At 31.6% G+C, this 17,069-nt stretch carries 16 protein-coding genes and 2 tRNA genes; 9 read left to right on the forward strand and 9 right to left on the reverse strand.

The window, feature by feature from the left end; all coding sequences use genetic code 11:
- The first annotated feature begins 102 nt into the window (after nt 1–102).
- The 6 genes from panB (at nt 103) to ACKTTV_RS10410 (ending at nt 3,603) form a co-directional block, all read left to right on the forward strand.
- Complete coding sequence (gene panB / locus ACKTTV_RS10385) at nt 103–921, forward strand: 3-methyl-2-oxobutanoate hydroxymethyltransferase (RefSeq protein ID WP_408030778.1); 819 nt, start codon at nt 103–105, stop codon at nt 919–921.
- 39 nt (nt 922–960) lie between these two features.
- Nucleotides 961–1,893 carry a 2-hydroxyacid dehydrogenase gene (locus tag ACKTTV_RS10390; RefSeq protein WP_408030779.1) on the forward strand — a complete coding sequence of 311 codons (933 nt, stop codon included), beginning with the start codon at nt 961–963 and terminating at the stop codon, nt 1,891–1,893.
- A gap of 30 nt (nt 1,894–1,923) precedes the next feature.
- Complete coding sequence (locus tag ACKTTV_RS10395; protein WP_408030780.1) at nt 1,924–2,388, forward strand: DUF1801 domain-containing protein; 465 nt, start codon at nt 1,924–1,926, stop codon at nt 2,386–2,388.
- Nucleotides 2,385–2,774 carry a VOC family protein gene (locus ACKTTV_RS10400; protein ID WP_408030781.1) on the forward strand — a complete coding sequence of 130 codons (390 nt, stop codon included), beginning with the start codon at nt 2,385–2,387 and terminating at the stop codon, nt 2,772–2,774. The genes ACKTTV_RS10395 and ACKTTV_RS10400 overlap by 4 nt, the downstream gene beginning before the upstream one ends.
- 19 nt (nt 2,775–2,793) lie before the next feature.
- On the forward strand, nt 2,794–3,105 hold the full coding sequence (locus ACKTTV_RS10405; protein WP_408030782.1) for a TM2 domain-containing protein: 312 nt from the start codon (nt 2,794–2,796) through the stop codon (nt 3,103–3,105).
- A gap of 63 nt (nt 3,106–3,168) precedes the next feature.
- A complete protein-coding gene (locus ACKTTV_RS10410) occupies nt 3,169–3,603 on the forward strand; it encodes a hypothetical protein (protein WP_408030783.1) in 435 nt (144 codons plus the stop codon).
- A gap of 67 nt (nt 3,604–3,670) precedes the next feature.
- Here the strand turns inward: ACKTTV_RS10410 and ACKTTV_RS10415 are convergent, their stop codons facing one another.
- The 5 genes from ACKTTV_RS10415 to ACKTTV_RS10435 form a co-directional block, all read right to left on the reverse strand.
- On the reverse strand, nt 3,671–4,153 hold the full coding sequence (locus tag ACKTTV_RS10415; RefSeq protein ID WP_408030784.1) for an acyl-CoA thioesterase: 483 nt from the start codon (nt 4,151–4,153) through the stop codon (nt 3,671–3,673).
- A 51-nt stretch (nt 4,154–4,204) separates the two neighbouring features.
- On the reverse strand, nt 4,205–4,804 hold the full coding sequence (locus tag ACKTTV_RS10420; protein WP_408030785.1) for a TetR/AcrR family transcriptional regulator: 600 nt from the start codon (nt 4,802–4,804) through the stop codon (nt 4,205–4,207).
- 48 nt (nt 4,805–4,852) lie between these two features.
- On the reverse strand, nt 4,853–5,224 hold the full coding sequence (locus tag ACKTTV_RS10425; RefSeq protein WP_408030786.1) for a Fur family transcriptional regulator: 372 nt from the start codon (nt 5,222–5,224) through the stop codon (nt 4,853–4,855).
- 325 nt (nt 5,225–5,549) lie between these two features.
- Complete coding sequence (locus ACKTTV_RS10430) at nt 5,550–6,695, reverse strand: cystathionine gamma-synthase (RefSeq protein WP_408030787.1); 1,146 nt, start codon at nt 6,693–6,695, stop codon at nt 5,550–5,552.
- Between the two features lie 135 nt (nt 6,696–6,830).
- Nucleotides 6,831–7,286: a DinB family protein gene (locus ACKTTV_RS10435; protein ID WP_408030788.1), complete on the reverse strand. Its 456-nt coding sequence runs from the start codon at nt 7,284–7,286 to the stop codon at nt 6,831–6,833.
- Between the two features lie 48 nt (nt 7,287–7,334).
- On the opposite strand from ACKTTV_RS10435, the gene ACKTTV_RS10440 reads away from it, so the two are divergent.
- Nucleotides 7,335–7,682 carry an arsenate reductase family protein gene (locus ACKTTV_RS10440; protein ID WP_408030789.1) on the forward strand — a complete coding sequence of 116 codons (348 nt, stop codon included), beginning with the start codon at nt 7,335–7,337 and terminating at the stop codon, nt 7,680–7,682.
- A gap of 51 nt (nt 7,683–7,733) precedes the next feature.
- On the opposite strand, the gene ACKTTV_RS10445 is transcribed toward ACKTTV_RS10440, so the two are convergent.
- The 4 genes from ACKTTV_RS10445 to ACKTTV_RS10460 form a co-directional block, all read right to left on the reverse strand.
- Nucleotides 7,734–10,166, reverse strand: coding sequence for a DUF4114 domain-containing protein (locus tag ACKTTV_RS10445; protein ID WP_408030790.1), 2,433 nt, complete (start codon nt 10,164–10,166; stop codon nt 7,734–7,736).
- Nucleotides 10,167–10,551: 385 nt separating this feature from the next.
- On the reverse strand, nt 10,552–12,345 hold the full coding sequence (locus ACKTTV_RS10450) for a helix-turn-helix domain-containing protein (protein ID WP_408030791.1): 1,794 nt from the start codon (nt 12,343–12,345) through the stop codon (nt 10,552–10,554).
- 435 nt (nt 12,346–12,780) lie between these two features.
- Nucleotides 12,781–12,851: transfer RNA gene (locus tag ACKTTV_RS10455), tRNA-Gln, on the reverse strand.
- Nucleotides 12,852–12,943: 92 nt separating this feature from the next.
- Nucleotides 12,944–13,014, reverse strand: a tRNA-Gln gene (locus ACKTTV_RS10460).
- Nucleotides 13,015–13,183: 169 nt separating this feature from the next.
- Between ACKTTV_RS10460 and ACKTTV_RS10465 the strand changes: the two genes are divergently transcribed.
- Both ACKTTV_RS10465 and ACKTTV_RS10470 read left to right on the forward strand, forming a co-directional pair.
- A complete protein-coding gene (locus tag ACKTTV_RS10465) occupies nt 13,184–16,306 on the forward strand; it encodes a protein O-mannosyl-transferase family (protein WP_408030792.1) in 3,123 nt (1,040 codons plus the stop codon).
- A gap of 3 nt (nt 16,307–16,309) precedes the next feature.
- The gene (locus tag ACKTTV_RS10470; RefSeq protein ID WP_408030793.1) at nt 16,310–16,948 is read left to right on the forward strand and encodes a polysaccharide deacetylase family protein; all 639 of its coding nucleotides are present in this window, start codon (nt 16,310–16,312) and stop codon (nt 16,946–16,948) included.
- The last annotated feature ends 121 nt before the right edge of the window (nt 16,949–17,069 follow it).

Consider the following 17,069-nt stretch of genomic DNA (forward strand, 5'->3'; position numbering starts at 1 on the left):
ACTATTAAAAATTAATATTCAAAAAATTTAATTAACAGAAGATTAACGACATATTAATCTGTCTAAAATGTCTATTTTTACATCATACAAATAGATTATAAAATGTCAACAGCAAAAAAACAGTACAAAAGAGTAACGGTAAAATCGTTGGTTGAAATGAAAGCCAATAATGAAAAGATATCAATGCTTACCGCCTATGATTATACCATGGCGAAAATTGTTGATGGTGCAGGAATCGATGTTATTTTAGTTGGAGATTCTGCCTCAAATGTAATGGCAGGACATGAAACCACATTACCTATAACTCTTGACCAGATGATTTATCATGCCAGTTCAGTTATACGTGGAATTGATAGGTCATTAGTAATTGTTGATCTCCCATTTGGTACCTACCAAGGGAATTCAAAAAATGCTCTTGAATCTGCCATAAGAATTATGAAAGAATCAGGAGGGCATGCTGTAAAACTTGAAGGGGGAAGTGAGATTTCAGAATCAATTTCTCGAATTTTAACTGCTGGAATCCCCGTTATGGGACATTTAGGTTTAACACCTCAATCAATCTATAAATTTGGAACATACACTGTAAGAGCCAAAGAAGAAGAGGAAGCTGAAAAATTAAAAGAAGATGCTAAACTCCTAGAGCAACTCGGATGTTTTGCTATAGTCTTGGAAAAAGTACCAGCCAAACTTGCACAGGAAGTAGCTGAAAGTTTATCTATTCCTGTTATTGGTATTGGAGCCGGAGCGGGTGTCGATGGTCAGGTATTAGTTACTCATGATATGATTGGGATGACTCATGAATTTAGTCCAAGATTTCTAAGACGATATCTTGACCTTTATTCGGAAATGACAAAAGCTTTTCAGCAATATATAAGTGATGTAAAATCTCAAGATTTCCCTAACGAAAAAGAACAATACTAATTAACGACTTCTCAGAAGTACTAACTTAAATATATTGGTATGAAGGTATTGCACTTGGATACTAATCATTCAATTCTCATAACTCAACTTAACGAGCTAGGTTTTATTAATGATGAAGACTTTTCATCAACCAAAGAAGAAATCGAAAATAAAATTCATGAGTATGATGGAATTGTTATCCGCAGTCGATTTACAATTGATTCTTCTTTCCTAGATAAAGCTACAAACTTGAAGTTTATTGGACGAGTTGGTGCTGGTTTAGAAAATATAGACTGTGATTATGCAACATCAAAAGGTATTCATCTTATTTCTGCTCCCGAAGGTAATAGAAATGCTGTAGGTGAACATACTTTAGGTATGTTACTTTCTTTATTTAATAAACTAAATAAAGCAGATAAGGAAGTTAGAGAAGGAAAATGGCTTCGTGAAGACAATAGAGGTATTGAACTTGATGGCAAAACTGTTGGAATTATTGGTTATGGTAATATGGGGAAGGCTTTTGCTAAAAAATTAAGGGGATTTGATGTAGAAGTGATTTGTTACGATATAAAAGACAATGTTGGAGATATAAATTGCAAGCAAGTTAGTTTACAAGAATTTCAAGAAAAAGCCGAGGTAGTGAGTTTACATACACCTCAAACTGAACTAACAATAAATATGGTTAATACTAGTTTTATTGATAGCTTTAAGTATCCGTTTTGGCTTTTGAATACCGCTAGAGGAACTTCGGTAGTTACAAAAGATTTGGTAGAAGCAATAGAAAACGGGAAGATTTTAGGTGCTGGACTAGATGTGCTTGAATACGAAAAGAAGTCTTTTGAAAACTTGTTTGCTTCTGAACTCCCAGACGCGTTTAATTACCTTATCAATTCTGAAAAAGTTTTACTTTCTCCTCATGTAGCTGGCTGGACAATAGAAAGTAAGGAAAAACTGGCTCAAACAATAGTGGATAAAATCAAAGAAAAATTTTAGTAAATTGTAGCTTCTAAATTCATCATTAATATGAAATATGAAGCTACTTCTCCAGAAGATTATATCTCTCAAGTTCCAGAAGAGAGAAAAGATGCTCTGGAAAAATTGAGGAAAACTATTAAAGAAAATCTTCCTGATGGGTTTGAAGAGGGTATACAATATGGCATGATTGGATATTTTGTGCCTTTAAGTACTTACCCTGATGGTTATCATTGTAGCCCCAACGAACCACTTCCTTTTATGTGTTTTGCTTCGCAAAAGAACTCTGTTAATCTTTATCATAGCGGAATTTATGCCATTCCTGAAATTCATGAGTGGTTCGTAAATGAATATCCTAAACATTCATCAAGAAAGTTAGATATGGGTAAAAGTTGCGTTCGTTTTAAAAAAATGAATGATATTCCATATGAACTTATTGGTGAATTAGTAAAAAAGATTTCCGTTGATCAATGGATTTCAGTATACGAAAACAACGTTAAAAATCGAAGAAAATGAAAAAGGGAAAAGTAACAGGTATTGGTGGTGTTTTTTTTAAAACAGATAACCCCGAAGAAACTAAAGAATGGTATAAAAAAAACCTTGGGTTGAATACTGATCAATGGGGCTGTACATTTTGGTGGAATCAAGAAAATGGAAAGAAAGGATCAACTCAATGGAGTCCTTTTGATAAAAATACCGATTATTTCAATCCATCAGAAAAGGAGTTCATGATTAATTATCGCGTAGAGAACCTTGTTGAACTGTTAGCTGAATTAAAACAAAATGGAGTTACCGTTATGGATAAAGTTGAAGAGTATGACTATGGTAAATTCGGGTGGGTTATTGATTTAGATGGAAACAAAATTGAATTGTGGGAGCCAAAAGACGAGGCTTTTTTATAAATTTAAAAAAATATTATATATGGAAATTGTCGATGAACATGGAAAACCAGTAGTACCTCAACAGGAAGAAAGTAAAAGAATATTAGCCGGAATTCTCGCTATTGTTTTAGGAGGACTCGGTGTTCATAAATTTGTATTAAATTATAATAAAGAGGGGATAATTCTGTTATCAATAACCTTAGTCTCATTCTTACTTACTTGTCTGATCATTGGCGCTTTTACAATGTGGATTCCAGGTATTATAGGCTTTATTGAAGGAATTATTTACTTGACAAAAAGTGATCAAGAGTTCATAGAAACCTATCAGAAAAACTATAAACCTTGGTTTTAATTAAATCTAAAATACAATTTCATTTAACTAAAATTATTAACCAATTCTTAAATTAACTTAGCCATGTCAGAAGAAAGTAAAAAACCACTGGAAAATCAAGAAGCAAATAACGAGAACGCCAGTAAAGAGAACGATTTTGTAAAAAAAGCTGAAGAAAAGGTTCAAGAATTTATAAATAGTGAAGAGGTTGAAAACATAAAAAATAAGGCCTCTGAAGTTATTGGTGATGCTAGCGAAAAATTGGCTGACTTTACCGAAGGTGCAAAAGAAAAAGTTAATGATTTTCTTGAAAGTGAAGAGGTTCAAAATATCAAATCAAAAGCCAAAGAGCTTGCTGAAGATGCCAAAGAAGGTCTTGAAGATGTAACCGAAAAGGCTTCGGAAATTGCCGGAAAAGCAAGTGAGCATATAGCCGACTTTGTTGAAGAAGCTGAAGAAGAAATCAAAGAAGCTTCAAAAAAGACGAAAGGTTTTTTTCAACGCTTATTTGGAAAATAATAAAAAGAGGTTAGAAGCTATTTTCTAACCTCTTCTCTATTCTTACAACTCTATAAGAATAGGCTACTTACACTTTTTGAAAACGTAAACTTTGCGTTCTTTCTTCGAAAGTTGTTTGTTTCACCGGCAGAACGACATTTTCAAACAATGTAAGCAAGTCTTCAGGATGTTTATCCGAAGACAACGTTAACAAATTAAAATATACAAAAGAGCTCCACATTACTGCTTTTAGCTCCGTTTTAGTTTCATCGAACATTCTAACTTCAACTAATAAATTTTTATTTCCGTAATTAATCAATTGAGATTCGATTGTAACCGTTTCCATTAGAGTTGCTGGTTTTAAATAAGCAATTTGATGAGAACCAACCACCCAACTCCTTCCAGTTTCTTTTCCATGATTATAAACATCAAGGTTATAATTCGCTAAAATTTGATCTTCTCGGGCATTTATTAAATAGTTAAAATAGGCTGCGTTGTTTAAATGATTAAAAGGATCACAATCTTGAAATCTAATTTTTGTTTTACTTTCTAAAATTTTTGATAGTTCCATGGCTTTAAGTTTTAAAATATACCGATCGGTATATTTTAGGTTAAAAAAATATTATTTTGTTTTTTCTAGTTCGTTTTTAATAATTTTTATGATGGTATCACTTACATCAATCAAATATGAGTCGTCTCTCATAATATGCGACATATATACGGCTCCTTCGATCATATAAAAAAATCGCTTTGCATAAACCATACTGTTAATCGTATTCTCAACTTCGTCACTCTCTTTTGCCTTATCAATTAATGCCGCGAATTTTTCCAAAATTCTATAATTATAACTTCTTACTAAATCTGAAATTGAACCATTTTGATGATCTGAATCCACTCCTATATTTAATATTGGGCAACCACCAAACTGCTTGTTGTATTCATAATAGTTCCTATAAAACTCTGGAATATTCAATAGCATTCCTAATGGGGTTCTTCCCTTATTAACAACATCATTTAAATCTTTCAAGACTCTTCTCACAGAATACCGAAAAGCCTCTTGAGCCAATTCTTCCTTATTCGCAAAATGTCCATAAATTGCCCCTTTTGTTAATCCTGTTGCCTCAGTAATTTTAGACAAGCTCATTGCGGAATAACCATTCTTATTAAAGATGGGAGCCACAGTTTCAATAATGAATATTTTGGTTCTTTCAGACTTCAACATCACTTCAAAGATATAAAAAAATATACCGATCAGTATATTATTTTTGTTTTATTGGCAATTTTTACACAATCCTACTAATAAAACTCTTGCTTCTTCCACTATAAAACCATCTGTTTCTGGGGTCTTTAACTCAACTTCAGTACAGGATAACTCTCCACATTTCTTACATTGTTTATGCACATGATTATGATTGTGGTGATCTTTACTACAAGTTGAGCTACAAGTAGCATAATAAGTATTGGCATCATTTCCCAAAACCGAGTGTATTTCGCCAACATTTTCTAATCTACTAAGAACACGATAAATGGTTGTTTTATTAAATCTATCAGAAAAATGATCAACCAGTTCAACGGCGCTTATCGCTACGTCTTTTTTTTGTAAGTAATCTCTGATAGCCAATAATGAAGTTGTATTTCTCATGTTAAGTGTTTTATCAAGAAATGAAAATTATACCATTTACGTGAATAAATTGCCAATACTAATACAAAAATACTAATTCTATTTTTTTATAAAAAAATAAAAGTGCCGACATGTCGGCACTTATATAAGACAATAAAATTTAATAACTTCAAACCCAAACAAAGCTAATTAATGAGGTGCATTGTCTTTTAAAAAACATTAAATTAAATGATTGCAATTAATGCAACACGGTTGCAAGATATAACTAATTTTCAAATATCGCAAGTAAGTTGCAATAAAAAAGACATGCAGTTTTGCATGTCTTCCCATTATATGTCTTAACTATTTAGTTTAAAGCCTGTTCTATATCAGAAATAAGATCTTCGATGTCTTCAATACCAACACTTAACCTTATTAAAGAATCAGTAATTCCAATTTTTTCTCTCTCAGGTTCAGGAATTGAAGCATGTGTCATCGTACTTGGATGATTTACCAAGCTTTCAACACCTCCTAAAGATTCTGCAAGAGTAAATACTTTGGTACTTTCTAAAAACTTAAAAGCAGCCTCTTTACTTTCATCTTTTAATCTGAAAGAAACCATTCCTCCAAAATCATCCATTTGCTTTTTAGCAATATCATGATTCGGGTGATCTTCCAAACCAGGGTAATATACCTTCCCAACCTTTGGGTGATTCAAAAGGTACTCTGCTATTGCCTTCCCGTTTTCACAATGACGTTGCATTCTAATGTGCAATGTTTTCACACCTCTTAATGCTAAAAAAGAGTCCATTGGACCTGCAACAGCTCCACCAGCAAATTGAATAAAATGTAACTCTTCAGCTAGTTTCGCATCTTTTACCATTAAAGCTCCCATTACTAAATCAGAGTGACCTCCTAAATATTTTGTTGCTGAATGCATAACAATATCGGCTCCTAAATCTAACGGTCTTTGTAAATAAGGTGTTGCAAACGTATTGTCTACAGTAACTAAAATATTTTGATTTTTATCTTTTACCGCCTTCGTAATTTCGGCTATATCGGCCACTTTCATTAAGGGATTTGTTGGTGTTTCTAACCAAATTAACTTGGTAGATTCTGATACAACATTCGTAACGTTTTCAACATTGTTCATGTCTACAAACTTGAACTTTAACCCATATTTACCGAACAATCTTGTAAACATTCTATAAGTACCTCCGTATAAATCATCTCCCGCAATAACCTCATCACCTGGTTCTAACAAACGTAAAACACAATCTATAGCAGAAAGTCCTGATGAAAATGCAAAACCATGCGAACCATTTTCTATAGATGCAAAAGCATTTTCTAGAGCTGTTCTTGTTGGGTTTGCAGCTCTTGAATATTCATACCCTTTATGCACTCCTGGGCTTGACTGTGCATAAGTTGATGTTTGAAATATTGGAGGCATAACAGAACCCGTTGCTTCTTCATGCTTTTGACCTCCATGAATTGTTTTTGTATTAAACTTCATGCTCTTTAATTTTTATTCTTTACATGTCGTGTTATTTTCATACACATTACATGTCTTTTAATTTACTCTTGTAAGACATAACCGACTCATTTACAAAACTAATAAACCAATTAAATCAACACAAATCTACAAAAGTTACACTAATTTTCTCAGTGCCATGATTACTCCTAAATGTATGCCTTCATGTAGGTTGTTAAAAGCAATAGCATGCTCAAAAGAACGCAAAACAAAACCTGTACTTGTTTCATATTCCGTGTACTCTTTAAAAATACCAGCCTCGTAATCTTCCTTTAACGTATCAGGCAATCCTATAAGTAATTCCTTTACTTCTTCAAATTCCTCTTCCGAAAAAGTTTCAGCGGGCTTCGTCCCTTTTCTGTAACCGTCAACTAATTCGTCAGAAACTAAACATTGTAATCCAGACAATTTATAATGTAATAACTGCTGCGTTACAACAAGGTGAGCAACATTCCAAGCAATATTATTATTAAACCCTTCAGGTATTGTGTGTAATTGCTCAAGGGTTAATCCATCAATAAATTTTAAAACTAACTCTCTAGATTTTTTTAACGCTTCAAATTGTATATTCATTTTTCTGGTTATTTTAGCTCAAAGATATTATTAAACATTGTATATAAAATGAAGAAAGTTTATTTTTTACAAACTTGTGATACTTGTAGAAGAATTTTAAAAGAAGTTAATATTGAAGGTTTTGAAAAACAAGAAATAAAAACAGAGCCTATAACCGTTGAACAATTGGAACACATGTATTCATTAAGTAACAGTTATGAGGCATTGTTTAATAAAAGAGCGAAGCTTTATAGAGAAATGCAATTGAACACCTCTGAATTGTCTGAAACGGATTATAAACAATATATATTAAAAGAATACACTTTTTTAAAACGCCCAGTTTTTATAGTTGATGAGGAAATTTTTGTAGGTAATAGTAAAAAAGTTATACAAAGTTTGAAAGAAAAAATAGGATAAAATAAAAAGGGCTCACCAAAGTAAGCCCTTTTATTTTGCTATAATATTCTTTTAGTTCTTCAAAACAAACTTTCCTTTAAAGATATTATCATTCTCATCTCTTATTACGTATAGATAGATACCTGAAACTATTGTTGGCGACTGATATTCAAATGATTTTCTATTTGCAGATGTTTGCACATATTCATTAAATATCGTTCTACCTAAAACATCGTATACTTCGAACTTAACCTTACTTGATTCTTTTGGTAACATAAAGGTTGTACTCGTATTAAATGGATTAGGATAGTTAAACACCTCATTAGTATTTAATGTGATATCGTCTGTAGATAATGTAGCCGATGGTTTAAAAGCTATTTCTTTTACATCTAAACTAAAATCTACTGGATTTCCTTCTTCTCCTACAACAGAGAACATAATCGTTTTTACTTTTTCAATAGTTCCATCATTAGCTCCACTTGTACTAACAAATTCATCAAAATTAATAGATACTAAACTCTCCTCATCATTTTCTGTGAGCTCAAATGTCCATCTATCGTCCCAAGCCATATCGGGAGGTACAATTGAAACTGTAACTGGTGTATTGTTTTTAATATAAAACTGAATTCCATCAAATTCTTGAGTATCTAAAGACAAATCTCCAGGCAAAGGATATCTAAATAAATTAAACGCTCCTTCTGTTGTTCCTGACACCGAAGCACTTCTTTCCAACTGATACATTTCAGAACTTAAATCTTCTACCTGTTCGTTTACTGTATATACATTTAGCGTTGAGTTATCAGAAGAATAATCTATTCCCCAGGTACCATCAGCCAAATAAACATTATCACTTGTGTTATTACTTGTGTTTATAAGGGCAAAACCACCGTCGAACATAAATCCAGTTTCTATTTCTACTGAATCATAAAACTCGCCTGTTAAGCTTATAGGCATTTGAATATTGTTGAAATCCATTTGCTCTGTTTTTCTAACATTTGCATTTAATGTGATTTCAGTATTTCCTGATTTATTTATGAAATCAATAGTAAGTTTTTGATCTCTATAAACCGCTGAACTAACAAATACAGTAGGTATATATCTCTCTATATCTGGATCAGATGTTAACTCTTTCTCCGCTTGCAATTGTCCAATAACGTAACTAACTAAATGAGCAACTTGTCCCATTGACTTACCCCATATTTGGAAATTCAAATAATCTCCTTCGGGATAGTCTCCGATATTCCAACGACTTACTAACTCATTTTCTGCTTCACCTTTTTTAATGGAAAAACTAATTGTATATTCTATATATCCATTATCTCTCTCAATAATTGAAAAGATCATTCGATGATTGTTAATCATTAAAGGCCTAACATCTTGCAATACCGATCCATTTAATCGATCGCATATATGCTTCGAGTGATCATAGATTCTTTCTTCAGTTACGGTAAGCAAAGCTGCGGAAACTCTTTCTTCCTGCAAGTAATAATCAATTGAAAATACATCAGACGCATTTGAATAATTTACTGGATCGAGCGATGTTGATATAAATGCTTCCTCTATTTCAAACATTCCATGTTCTGGAAAATAATGAGCTAACTCTTCATTTGTTCTAGATCTGGATTTAAACGACTTTTGCATACTTTTTGAAGACGCTTCATTATTAAACTTCAAACGATTGATGTTTTTTAAAGCCATTTTTCCTGTTAAATCTCCCTTGCTCTCAAACCCTCCTAAATTTGCTGAGTAAACATCTGTTGATGTATTTGAGCTGACAATATTTGTAGTTGTTATGTCTGTGTATTCTGTAGCTGTAATATAATAGAGTGCATCGTTAAAATCGTGATCACACCAAGAGTGCTCTCTATGAATATCTTCAAATCCCATGATAACTAATTCGTTCGCATCATCTTTAATTAAAACATTATGATGTCTTTTCGAAATATCTGATTCTGGGTTAAAATTTGGGTTCGAATGTAACCTCCAATATCCATTTGTAACTTGACTTCCATTCCAACCGTTACTGAGTAAAACAAATCCGATTCCTGTTCCTGCCGTAAATGTTCCTAACTTAACTTTATCGCCTGCAACCAATCCTCCTCCACTACCGAGCTTGGAATTATTAGGGAAAATAACCGTAATATCCTCATCTGCTGGAGCTGAGACTGGTGGATTATTTAAATCGTATGTATAAAATCCAAGCACATTTCTAAATCCTGCTCCTTCATCTACAAACGTCATGTAAACATCTGTTGTTACATTTACAAAAATATCACTATCATAGCCAGATGTTATATAATGAGGATTATAAGATGGTACCTGAAATGTTTCAGGTAACGCGCTATTAATTAGTTCTAATGTTGATACTGGAATGTTATCGCCTGGGCTTTCTAAATAATCAGGGGTTCCATTTGAACTGTAAGTTCCTAAGTAGTTAAAGTTTTGAGCTAATGTTGTTATGGACATGATAAATAACATTAGACTTGAAAGTAATTTTATCTTCATAATAAACTGGGGGTTTGGTCGTTATAAAATTACAAGCTAACCCTACTTACTATATTAACTTTCGTTGAGTTGTTGTATTTCTTCTTTAAAACGCTGAAAAATTAAGCTAAACAACTAAAAAACAATGAATTAAACTCAATAAAACCAGTGTAAGCCCTTGTTTTCCCTTAAAAAATAGCTTACATTATGAATGGTTTTCATGTTAAATTAAATGGTATTTAGACCTTAGTTTATTGGATAGTTGATAAACTTTATAGAATAATTTCTATAATCTTCATATTAAAAGAAAATACCAATAAACTCGACTCCGTGCTGAAGTGTAGCAAATAAGTTAAAATGATTCCTAATTCTTGAGTAACTTAAAACATCACTTGGAAAACAAGAACTATAGTTCCATGTATTTTTTGTTTTTAATAAATTCTGATGGAGTTATCCCTATAAGATTTTTAAAAGCTCGAGTAAAAGAAGATGCATTTTTATAACCTACTTCATTCGCAATACTTACAATGGAATACTTGGCGAATTTGGAATCGGTTTTTAGCTTGTGAATAACATAATTAATTCTTAACTCTGCTAAGTACTGCTTAAAACTTTTTTGCTTATAACTATTGATTATCATTGAAATATAGGTTGAATTAGTACCTAAGTGATTAGCTAATTCGTTGATATTAAATTCTGAACTCAGATACAAATCTGACTTTTCAAATAACAAGATTCCTTCTAATATTTTTTCCTCAAATTCTTTGGGTAAATTCTTTTTTTCTTCAGTCTTGTGTTTTTTTGTGGGTTTCTTTAAAAAATATATTATAAACACAACACTGGTAAAAACAAGAGAGATTAGTAAATAATAACCAGTCTTAGAATCGGAACCTCTTTTCTCTTCTTGATGTTCTTTGTTTTTAAAGTCCCGCTTTTCAGAATCATGAACTCCTATTAAGGTATTTACTTTGATTTTATCAATTTTCTTTAAGTTTTCAAGAGCTAAATTAGAATATTTTAATGCACTATCCGCCTTACCTTTTTCTTGATATATTTTCGCAACATTTGAATAAATCGATGTTAAATTATCTCGATTAATTTCTTCAGAACCAAATAACCCTATGTACTTTTTTGAAAAATATAACGAAGAGTCATTATTTCTATTGTTTCTTAAAGACATTGCCTTTATCCGGTAATATGTTTTATTGATATAACTAGGATAATTTTTAAATAATGAATCGTATTTTCTCAAATTATCTAAAGCCATTTCATAGTTCCTTTTTTCAAACAACACATTAATCTCTCTCATTCTATAGACTGCTTCAGTATGACTACTTCTATCAGTTAAAACATTGGAATATTCGAATGCTTTTTTATAATAATATTCAGCAGAATCAAGTAAAATTCGAGTCTTATTTTTCTTACTTAATGATAGAAAAACATCTCCTGTAGCATTTAAAACGTGAATTTTTCCATGAGCAAAATTACGATCTATTTCATAGGATGGATTTAATAACCTAAGACTCTCTGACAATTTGTAGGATTCTTTTAATAGGCCCAATGATTCTTCATACAATCCAAGTTTTATTTTTAAAATGGCCTCACTATTTTTTGTGTAAAATATATTTCTTTGATAATATTCCTCTTTTGGATTAAAGGTTTCTAAAACCTCTTTCCTTTTTAACAAATAAAACAACGCCTTCTCATAATTCCCTTCATTCTTGTAAATATAGAATAGCCTTCTATACCCATCCACTAAATTTTTACGATTACAATCGTCTTCAGAACCATTTAAATCATTTACCACTAACAAAACAATCTTTTTACATCTATTAAGATTATTTTGAATATACAACCCTCGAGCCTCATACAATAAACCTTTCATTCGATCGCATTTATTATCTGACAATTGTATTTTTTTTGCATAAAAAATCAAGCTATCGCTATTGCTGTGAGAAAATTCAATTGCTTTGGAATAATAGTATTCTACCTTTTGGTTTTCTGTAGTTTGAGCAAAGGATGAAAAAGGAGTTATTCCCCAAAAAAAAGAGAAAACCACACCTCCAAATGACGCAAAATTTCTGTGCTTTTTAGAAAAAGCATGTAAAATCCAAAAAAACAAAACATTAATAACCAGCGAAATAACTGACAAAAGATATGCTTTACAGGTAAAGCACAGAGTACTCTTAGCTATTTTCATTCTTACGAAATATATTTGCATCAGAATGCAATATAATTGATTAAATATAGAAGTACAAAGATGGAGTTCATACATTTTCAAACACTAATTATAGCTTCCTAATTCTCAACTATTTTATCACTTTTTATTTGCTTATTTTCTTTAGCCATTTAAATGTTTAGAACAGGCTTAATTCAAATATTCATTTGCAAAGCCCTTTGTATATTTACTAAGCATACAAACGTCAGGGGAAATTACTATGAAAAAAACTCCCCTTTGTTTGAACAAACCTCATACAAGGGGACGTTTACTTCTTACCCATTTTTTATTCATTAAATATGTTATACTAACTCATTAAAAAGTTGCCCCTTTTTATAAAATTTCCGAAAGGAATACATTTTAGAAAAGTTTTAAGCACAAAAAAAGTCTCAATAAATAAATACTGAGACTTTTTTGTTGGCCTACAAGGACTCGAACCTTGAATATCGGTACCAAAAACCGGTGTGTTACCATTACACCATAGGCCAATAATACTTTTGCAAAGATAAAACTTTAAATTAAAACTCCCAAACTTGTTTTTACATACAAATCAAAGGACATTGCATTAAAGTTTTTTTTGTTGGCCTACAAGGACTCGAACCTTGAATATCGGTACCAAAAACCGGTGTGTTACCATTACACCATAGGCCAATTGCTTATTGCGGGTGCAAATATAAAACAGAAATTTATTTTGACAAATTTTTTTTCATATTTTCTTTTAACAGAACTTTATCCTATAATAAAAAATCAAAATTATATTTTTGCTATACTTAAAACACACTAGTTATTAGTACATTCGCAACAACTTATTAAAACTAATATGAACGAATTCAACTACAAAAAATGGAATGTTATTTTAGGATGGGTTTCATTTGCCGTGGCTTTAATTACTTATACTCTAACTTTAGAACCTACTGTGAGTTCTTGGGATTGTGGAGAATATATTTCTACCTCAGTTAATTTAGAAGTTGGACACCCTCCTGGAGCTCCTCTATTTCAAATGTTAGGAGCCTTTTTCGCTATGTTTAGTAGTGACCCCAGTCAGTTAGCCATTATGGTTAACTTCATGTCTGGTTTAGCGAGTGCTTTCACAATACTTTTTATGTTTTGGACCATTACCAATTTGGCAAAAAGAATTGCTGAAAAAAATGGAAAATTTGGCACGAATGAAGCTTTTGCTGTTTTAGGTAGTGGATTAGTTGGTGCATTGGCCTATACTTTTTCTGATAGTTTCTGGTTTAGTGCTGTTGAAGGTGAAGTATATGCAATGTCATCTTTTTTAATGGCACTTCTTTTTTGGCTCGGACTCAAATGGGAAAGTGAATTAAACTCTCCTCGAGGAAATAAATGGCTAGTAATTATAAGCTTTGTTGTTGGGTTGTCTTTCGGAGTCCATATCCTTTCACTTTTGGTTATACCTTCTATTGTGATGCTGTATTTCTTTAAAACTTACAAAAACATCACTTTAAAAACGACTGCAATAGCTACAGTAATATCAATTTTTGTCCTTGCTTTTGTGTTCAAACTTTTGTTCCCATATACTCTGAAATTTTTTAGTGCCTCAGAATTGTTTTTTATAAACCAAATTGGTTTACCTTATAACTCAGGGACAATTATTGCTGGCGTTATTTTGATAGCTTTGTTTTATTTTGGTTTATCATTTACACGTAAAAAAAACCTAGTTACAGTAAATACATTGATTCTTTCTGTACTATTCATAATGATCGGTTTTTCATCTTGGTTAATGCTTCCAATAAGAGCAAATGCCGATACTGTTATCAACGAAAACAACCCTTCTAGTGCAAGAGAATTATTAGCTTATTATGAACGTGAACAATACGGTGATGCCAATGTTTTTTATGATAAATATTATTCTTACGCTTTTAAACAAGAAAGAGACAGAGTAAAACCACACAAAGATGATAAGCCAAAATACGAGAAAAAAGATGGTAAATATGTTATTGTAAATAAATACAAGAATGTTTTACCAAACTGGTCAAGTAAACATAAAGGATTCATTCCTAGAATGGTTGATCCAGGATCTCAGGAACACTACAAAAGAATCGCTGGAATTCCTGCCAATAGTAGCAGAAGACCAACATTTGGAGAAAATATTAAGTTCATGATTGATTTCCAGTTTGGATATATGTATGGACGTTATTTTATGTGGAATTTTGTTGGAAGACAAAATGATATTCAAGGTCATTTAGATATTGAAAATGGAAATTGGTTAAGCGGTATCGATTTTGTGGATGAGATGCGTTTAGGCTCTCAGCAAAACTTACCTGACGATGTTAAAAATAATAAAGGTAGAAATACCTACTATTTCCTTCCGCTAATTTTAGGGTTAATAGGTCTATTCTATCAAGCTGGTAAAGACCAAAAGAGTCTTTATACACTTGCATTATTTTTTGCTTTTACTGGTTTTGCCATTATATTTTACACAAATCCAAAACCTTTTGAACCTAGAGAACGTGATTATGCAGTTGTAGGATCTTTTTATGTATTTGCCATTTGGATAGGTTTTGGTGTACTTGCTTTGTACGACTACTTTAAAAAGTATGCCAACGGTAGAATAGTTGCTCTCGCTGTATCCGCAGTTTCTCTACTTTTGGTTCCTGTTTTAATGGGAGCTCAAAACTGGAATGATCATGATAGATCTGATAGATATTTGGCTCAATTAAACGCACAAACTTATTTAGAAAGTTGCGACCCAAATGCTATAATATTTACTATTGGAGATAATGACACTTTTCCTCTTTGGTACATGCAGCAAGTTGAAGGTGTTCGAAAGGATATAAAAATTGTAAATACAAGTCTTTTCCAAACTGATTGGTACATCGATCAAATGAAAAAGAAAACATATGATGCCGATCCTATTCCTTCAAAATTAACTCATGATCAATACAAATATGGCACACTCGATCTTGCGTATCATATTCCACATCCAAGATTCAAAGATTCAATTATCTCTATTAATAATTTTATGAGATGGATAGAAAGTGATCATGATGCTACCTATTATATCGATGAAGAAAATGATGTAAGAGAAAAGTTTTATCCAACAAATCATATTAGAATTCCCGTTAACAAAGAAAATGCTTTAAAAACAGGCTTGGTTGCTGAAAAAGATGCTGATAAAATTGTTGATTACATAGATATCACTATTGATGATCAAGGCATTTCTAAAAATAGAATTCTAATGCTTGATATTCTAAACAATTTCGATTGGAAACGCCCTATATATTTTACAGGTGGTGCTAGTGCAGATGAAGAATATATTTGGTTAAAAGATTATCTTCAGTTAGACGGTATGGCCTATAAGTTAGTTCCTATAAAAACTCCAAACAAAGGAAAATCGATGTTTGAAATGGGACGAATCAATCCAGAAAAAATGTATGAAAACATTAAAAAGTGGAATTGGAAAACTATTAATAATGGAGAAATTTACTTAGATGAACAAAGCAAACGTAATGCTATTTCACTAAGAAATAATCTAATGAGATTATCAGAAGAATACCTTGCTCAAAAAGATAGTTTAAAAGCAAAAGAGGTTCTCGACTTATCGTTAAGTAAAATGCCTATTAGAGATTTTGATCATTTCAGCTTATCATTGGGTTATCCAGAATTATACTATAGAATTGGAGATATTGATAAAGCTAGGGAAACTGCTGAAACTTTAATAGATATTTTCCAACAACATTTAAAATACTATAGTACGTTTTCTGAGGCTGATATTGACCTAGTAATTGAAAACATTGATACAAAACTCTACATGTATCAAAATGTAGTTAGACAAATTAGTGAATATGATTCTAAAGAATATTCTGATGAAATTTTTAAAGGTTTTGTTAACGTAGGTAGATTATTCAGACACTTAATGCCTGATGAAGAGGAAGACTTAAATCCTTTTATTGATGAATTAGACACTATAAAACCTTAACTAGTGAGGTTTTACCTTATAAAAACACCACGTATTATCAAGAAAATATTTTCGAGATATACGTGGTGTTTCAGTTCCAATAACCCCGAAGTTTATCTTACTTTCGATGATGGACCTATCCCTGAAGTTACTGAGTTCGTTCTCGAGCAACTAAAAAAACATAATGCGAAAGCTACGTTCTTTTGTATCGGTGATAATATTCAAAAACACCCGTCTATTTTTAAAGAAATTATTGGAAATGGACATTCTATCGGAAACCACACATTTAATCATTTAAATGGGTGGAAAACTACTTCTAAGGACTATATAACTAACACTCTTAAAACGGAAGAACTCATAAACAAGTTTCATAGTAAAAACACAAAACTATTCAGACCTCCTTACGGGAAAATTAAACACTCTCAAACGTCCCTTCTTCTTAAAAAAGGATATAAAGTTATAATGTGGGATGTACTTTCTGCAGATTTTGATGCTAGGACCACTAAAGAACAATGTGCTCAAAATGTTCTTAAAAAAACAAAAAACGGAAGCATTATTGTTTTTCATGATAGTATTAAAGCAAGAGAAAAACTATATTATGCATTGCCAATTGTTTTAGAAAAACTGAGTAAAAAAGGATATAGTTTCGTTGCAATGCAATAACCCTTGTTATTAACTGAATAACAAAAACACAATCAAGCATAACTAACTGACACTTATACCTAAATAACCATCACTTAAAGATATTTTAACCAAATAAAATCAAAGTTTCAATAACTTAGTT

It is taken from the genome of Tenacibaculum xiamenense, assembly GCF_964513065.1.
GTDB classification, from domain to species: domain Bacteria; phylum Bacteroidota; class Bacteroidia; order Flavobacteriales; family Flavobacteriaceae; genus Polaribacter; species Polaribacter xiamenense.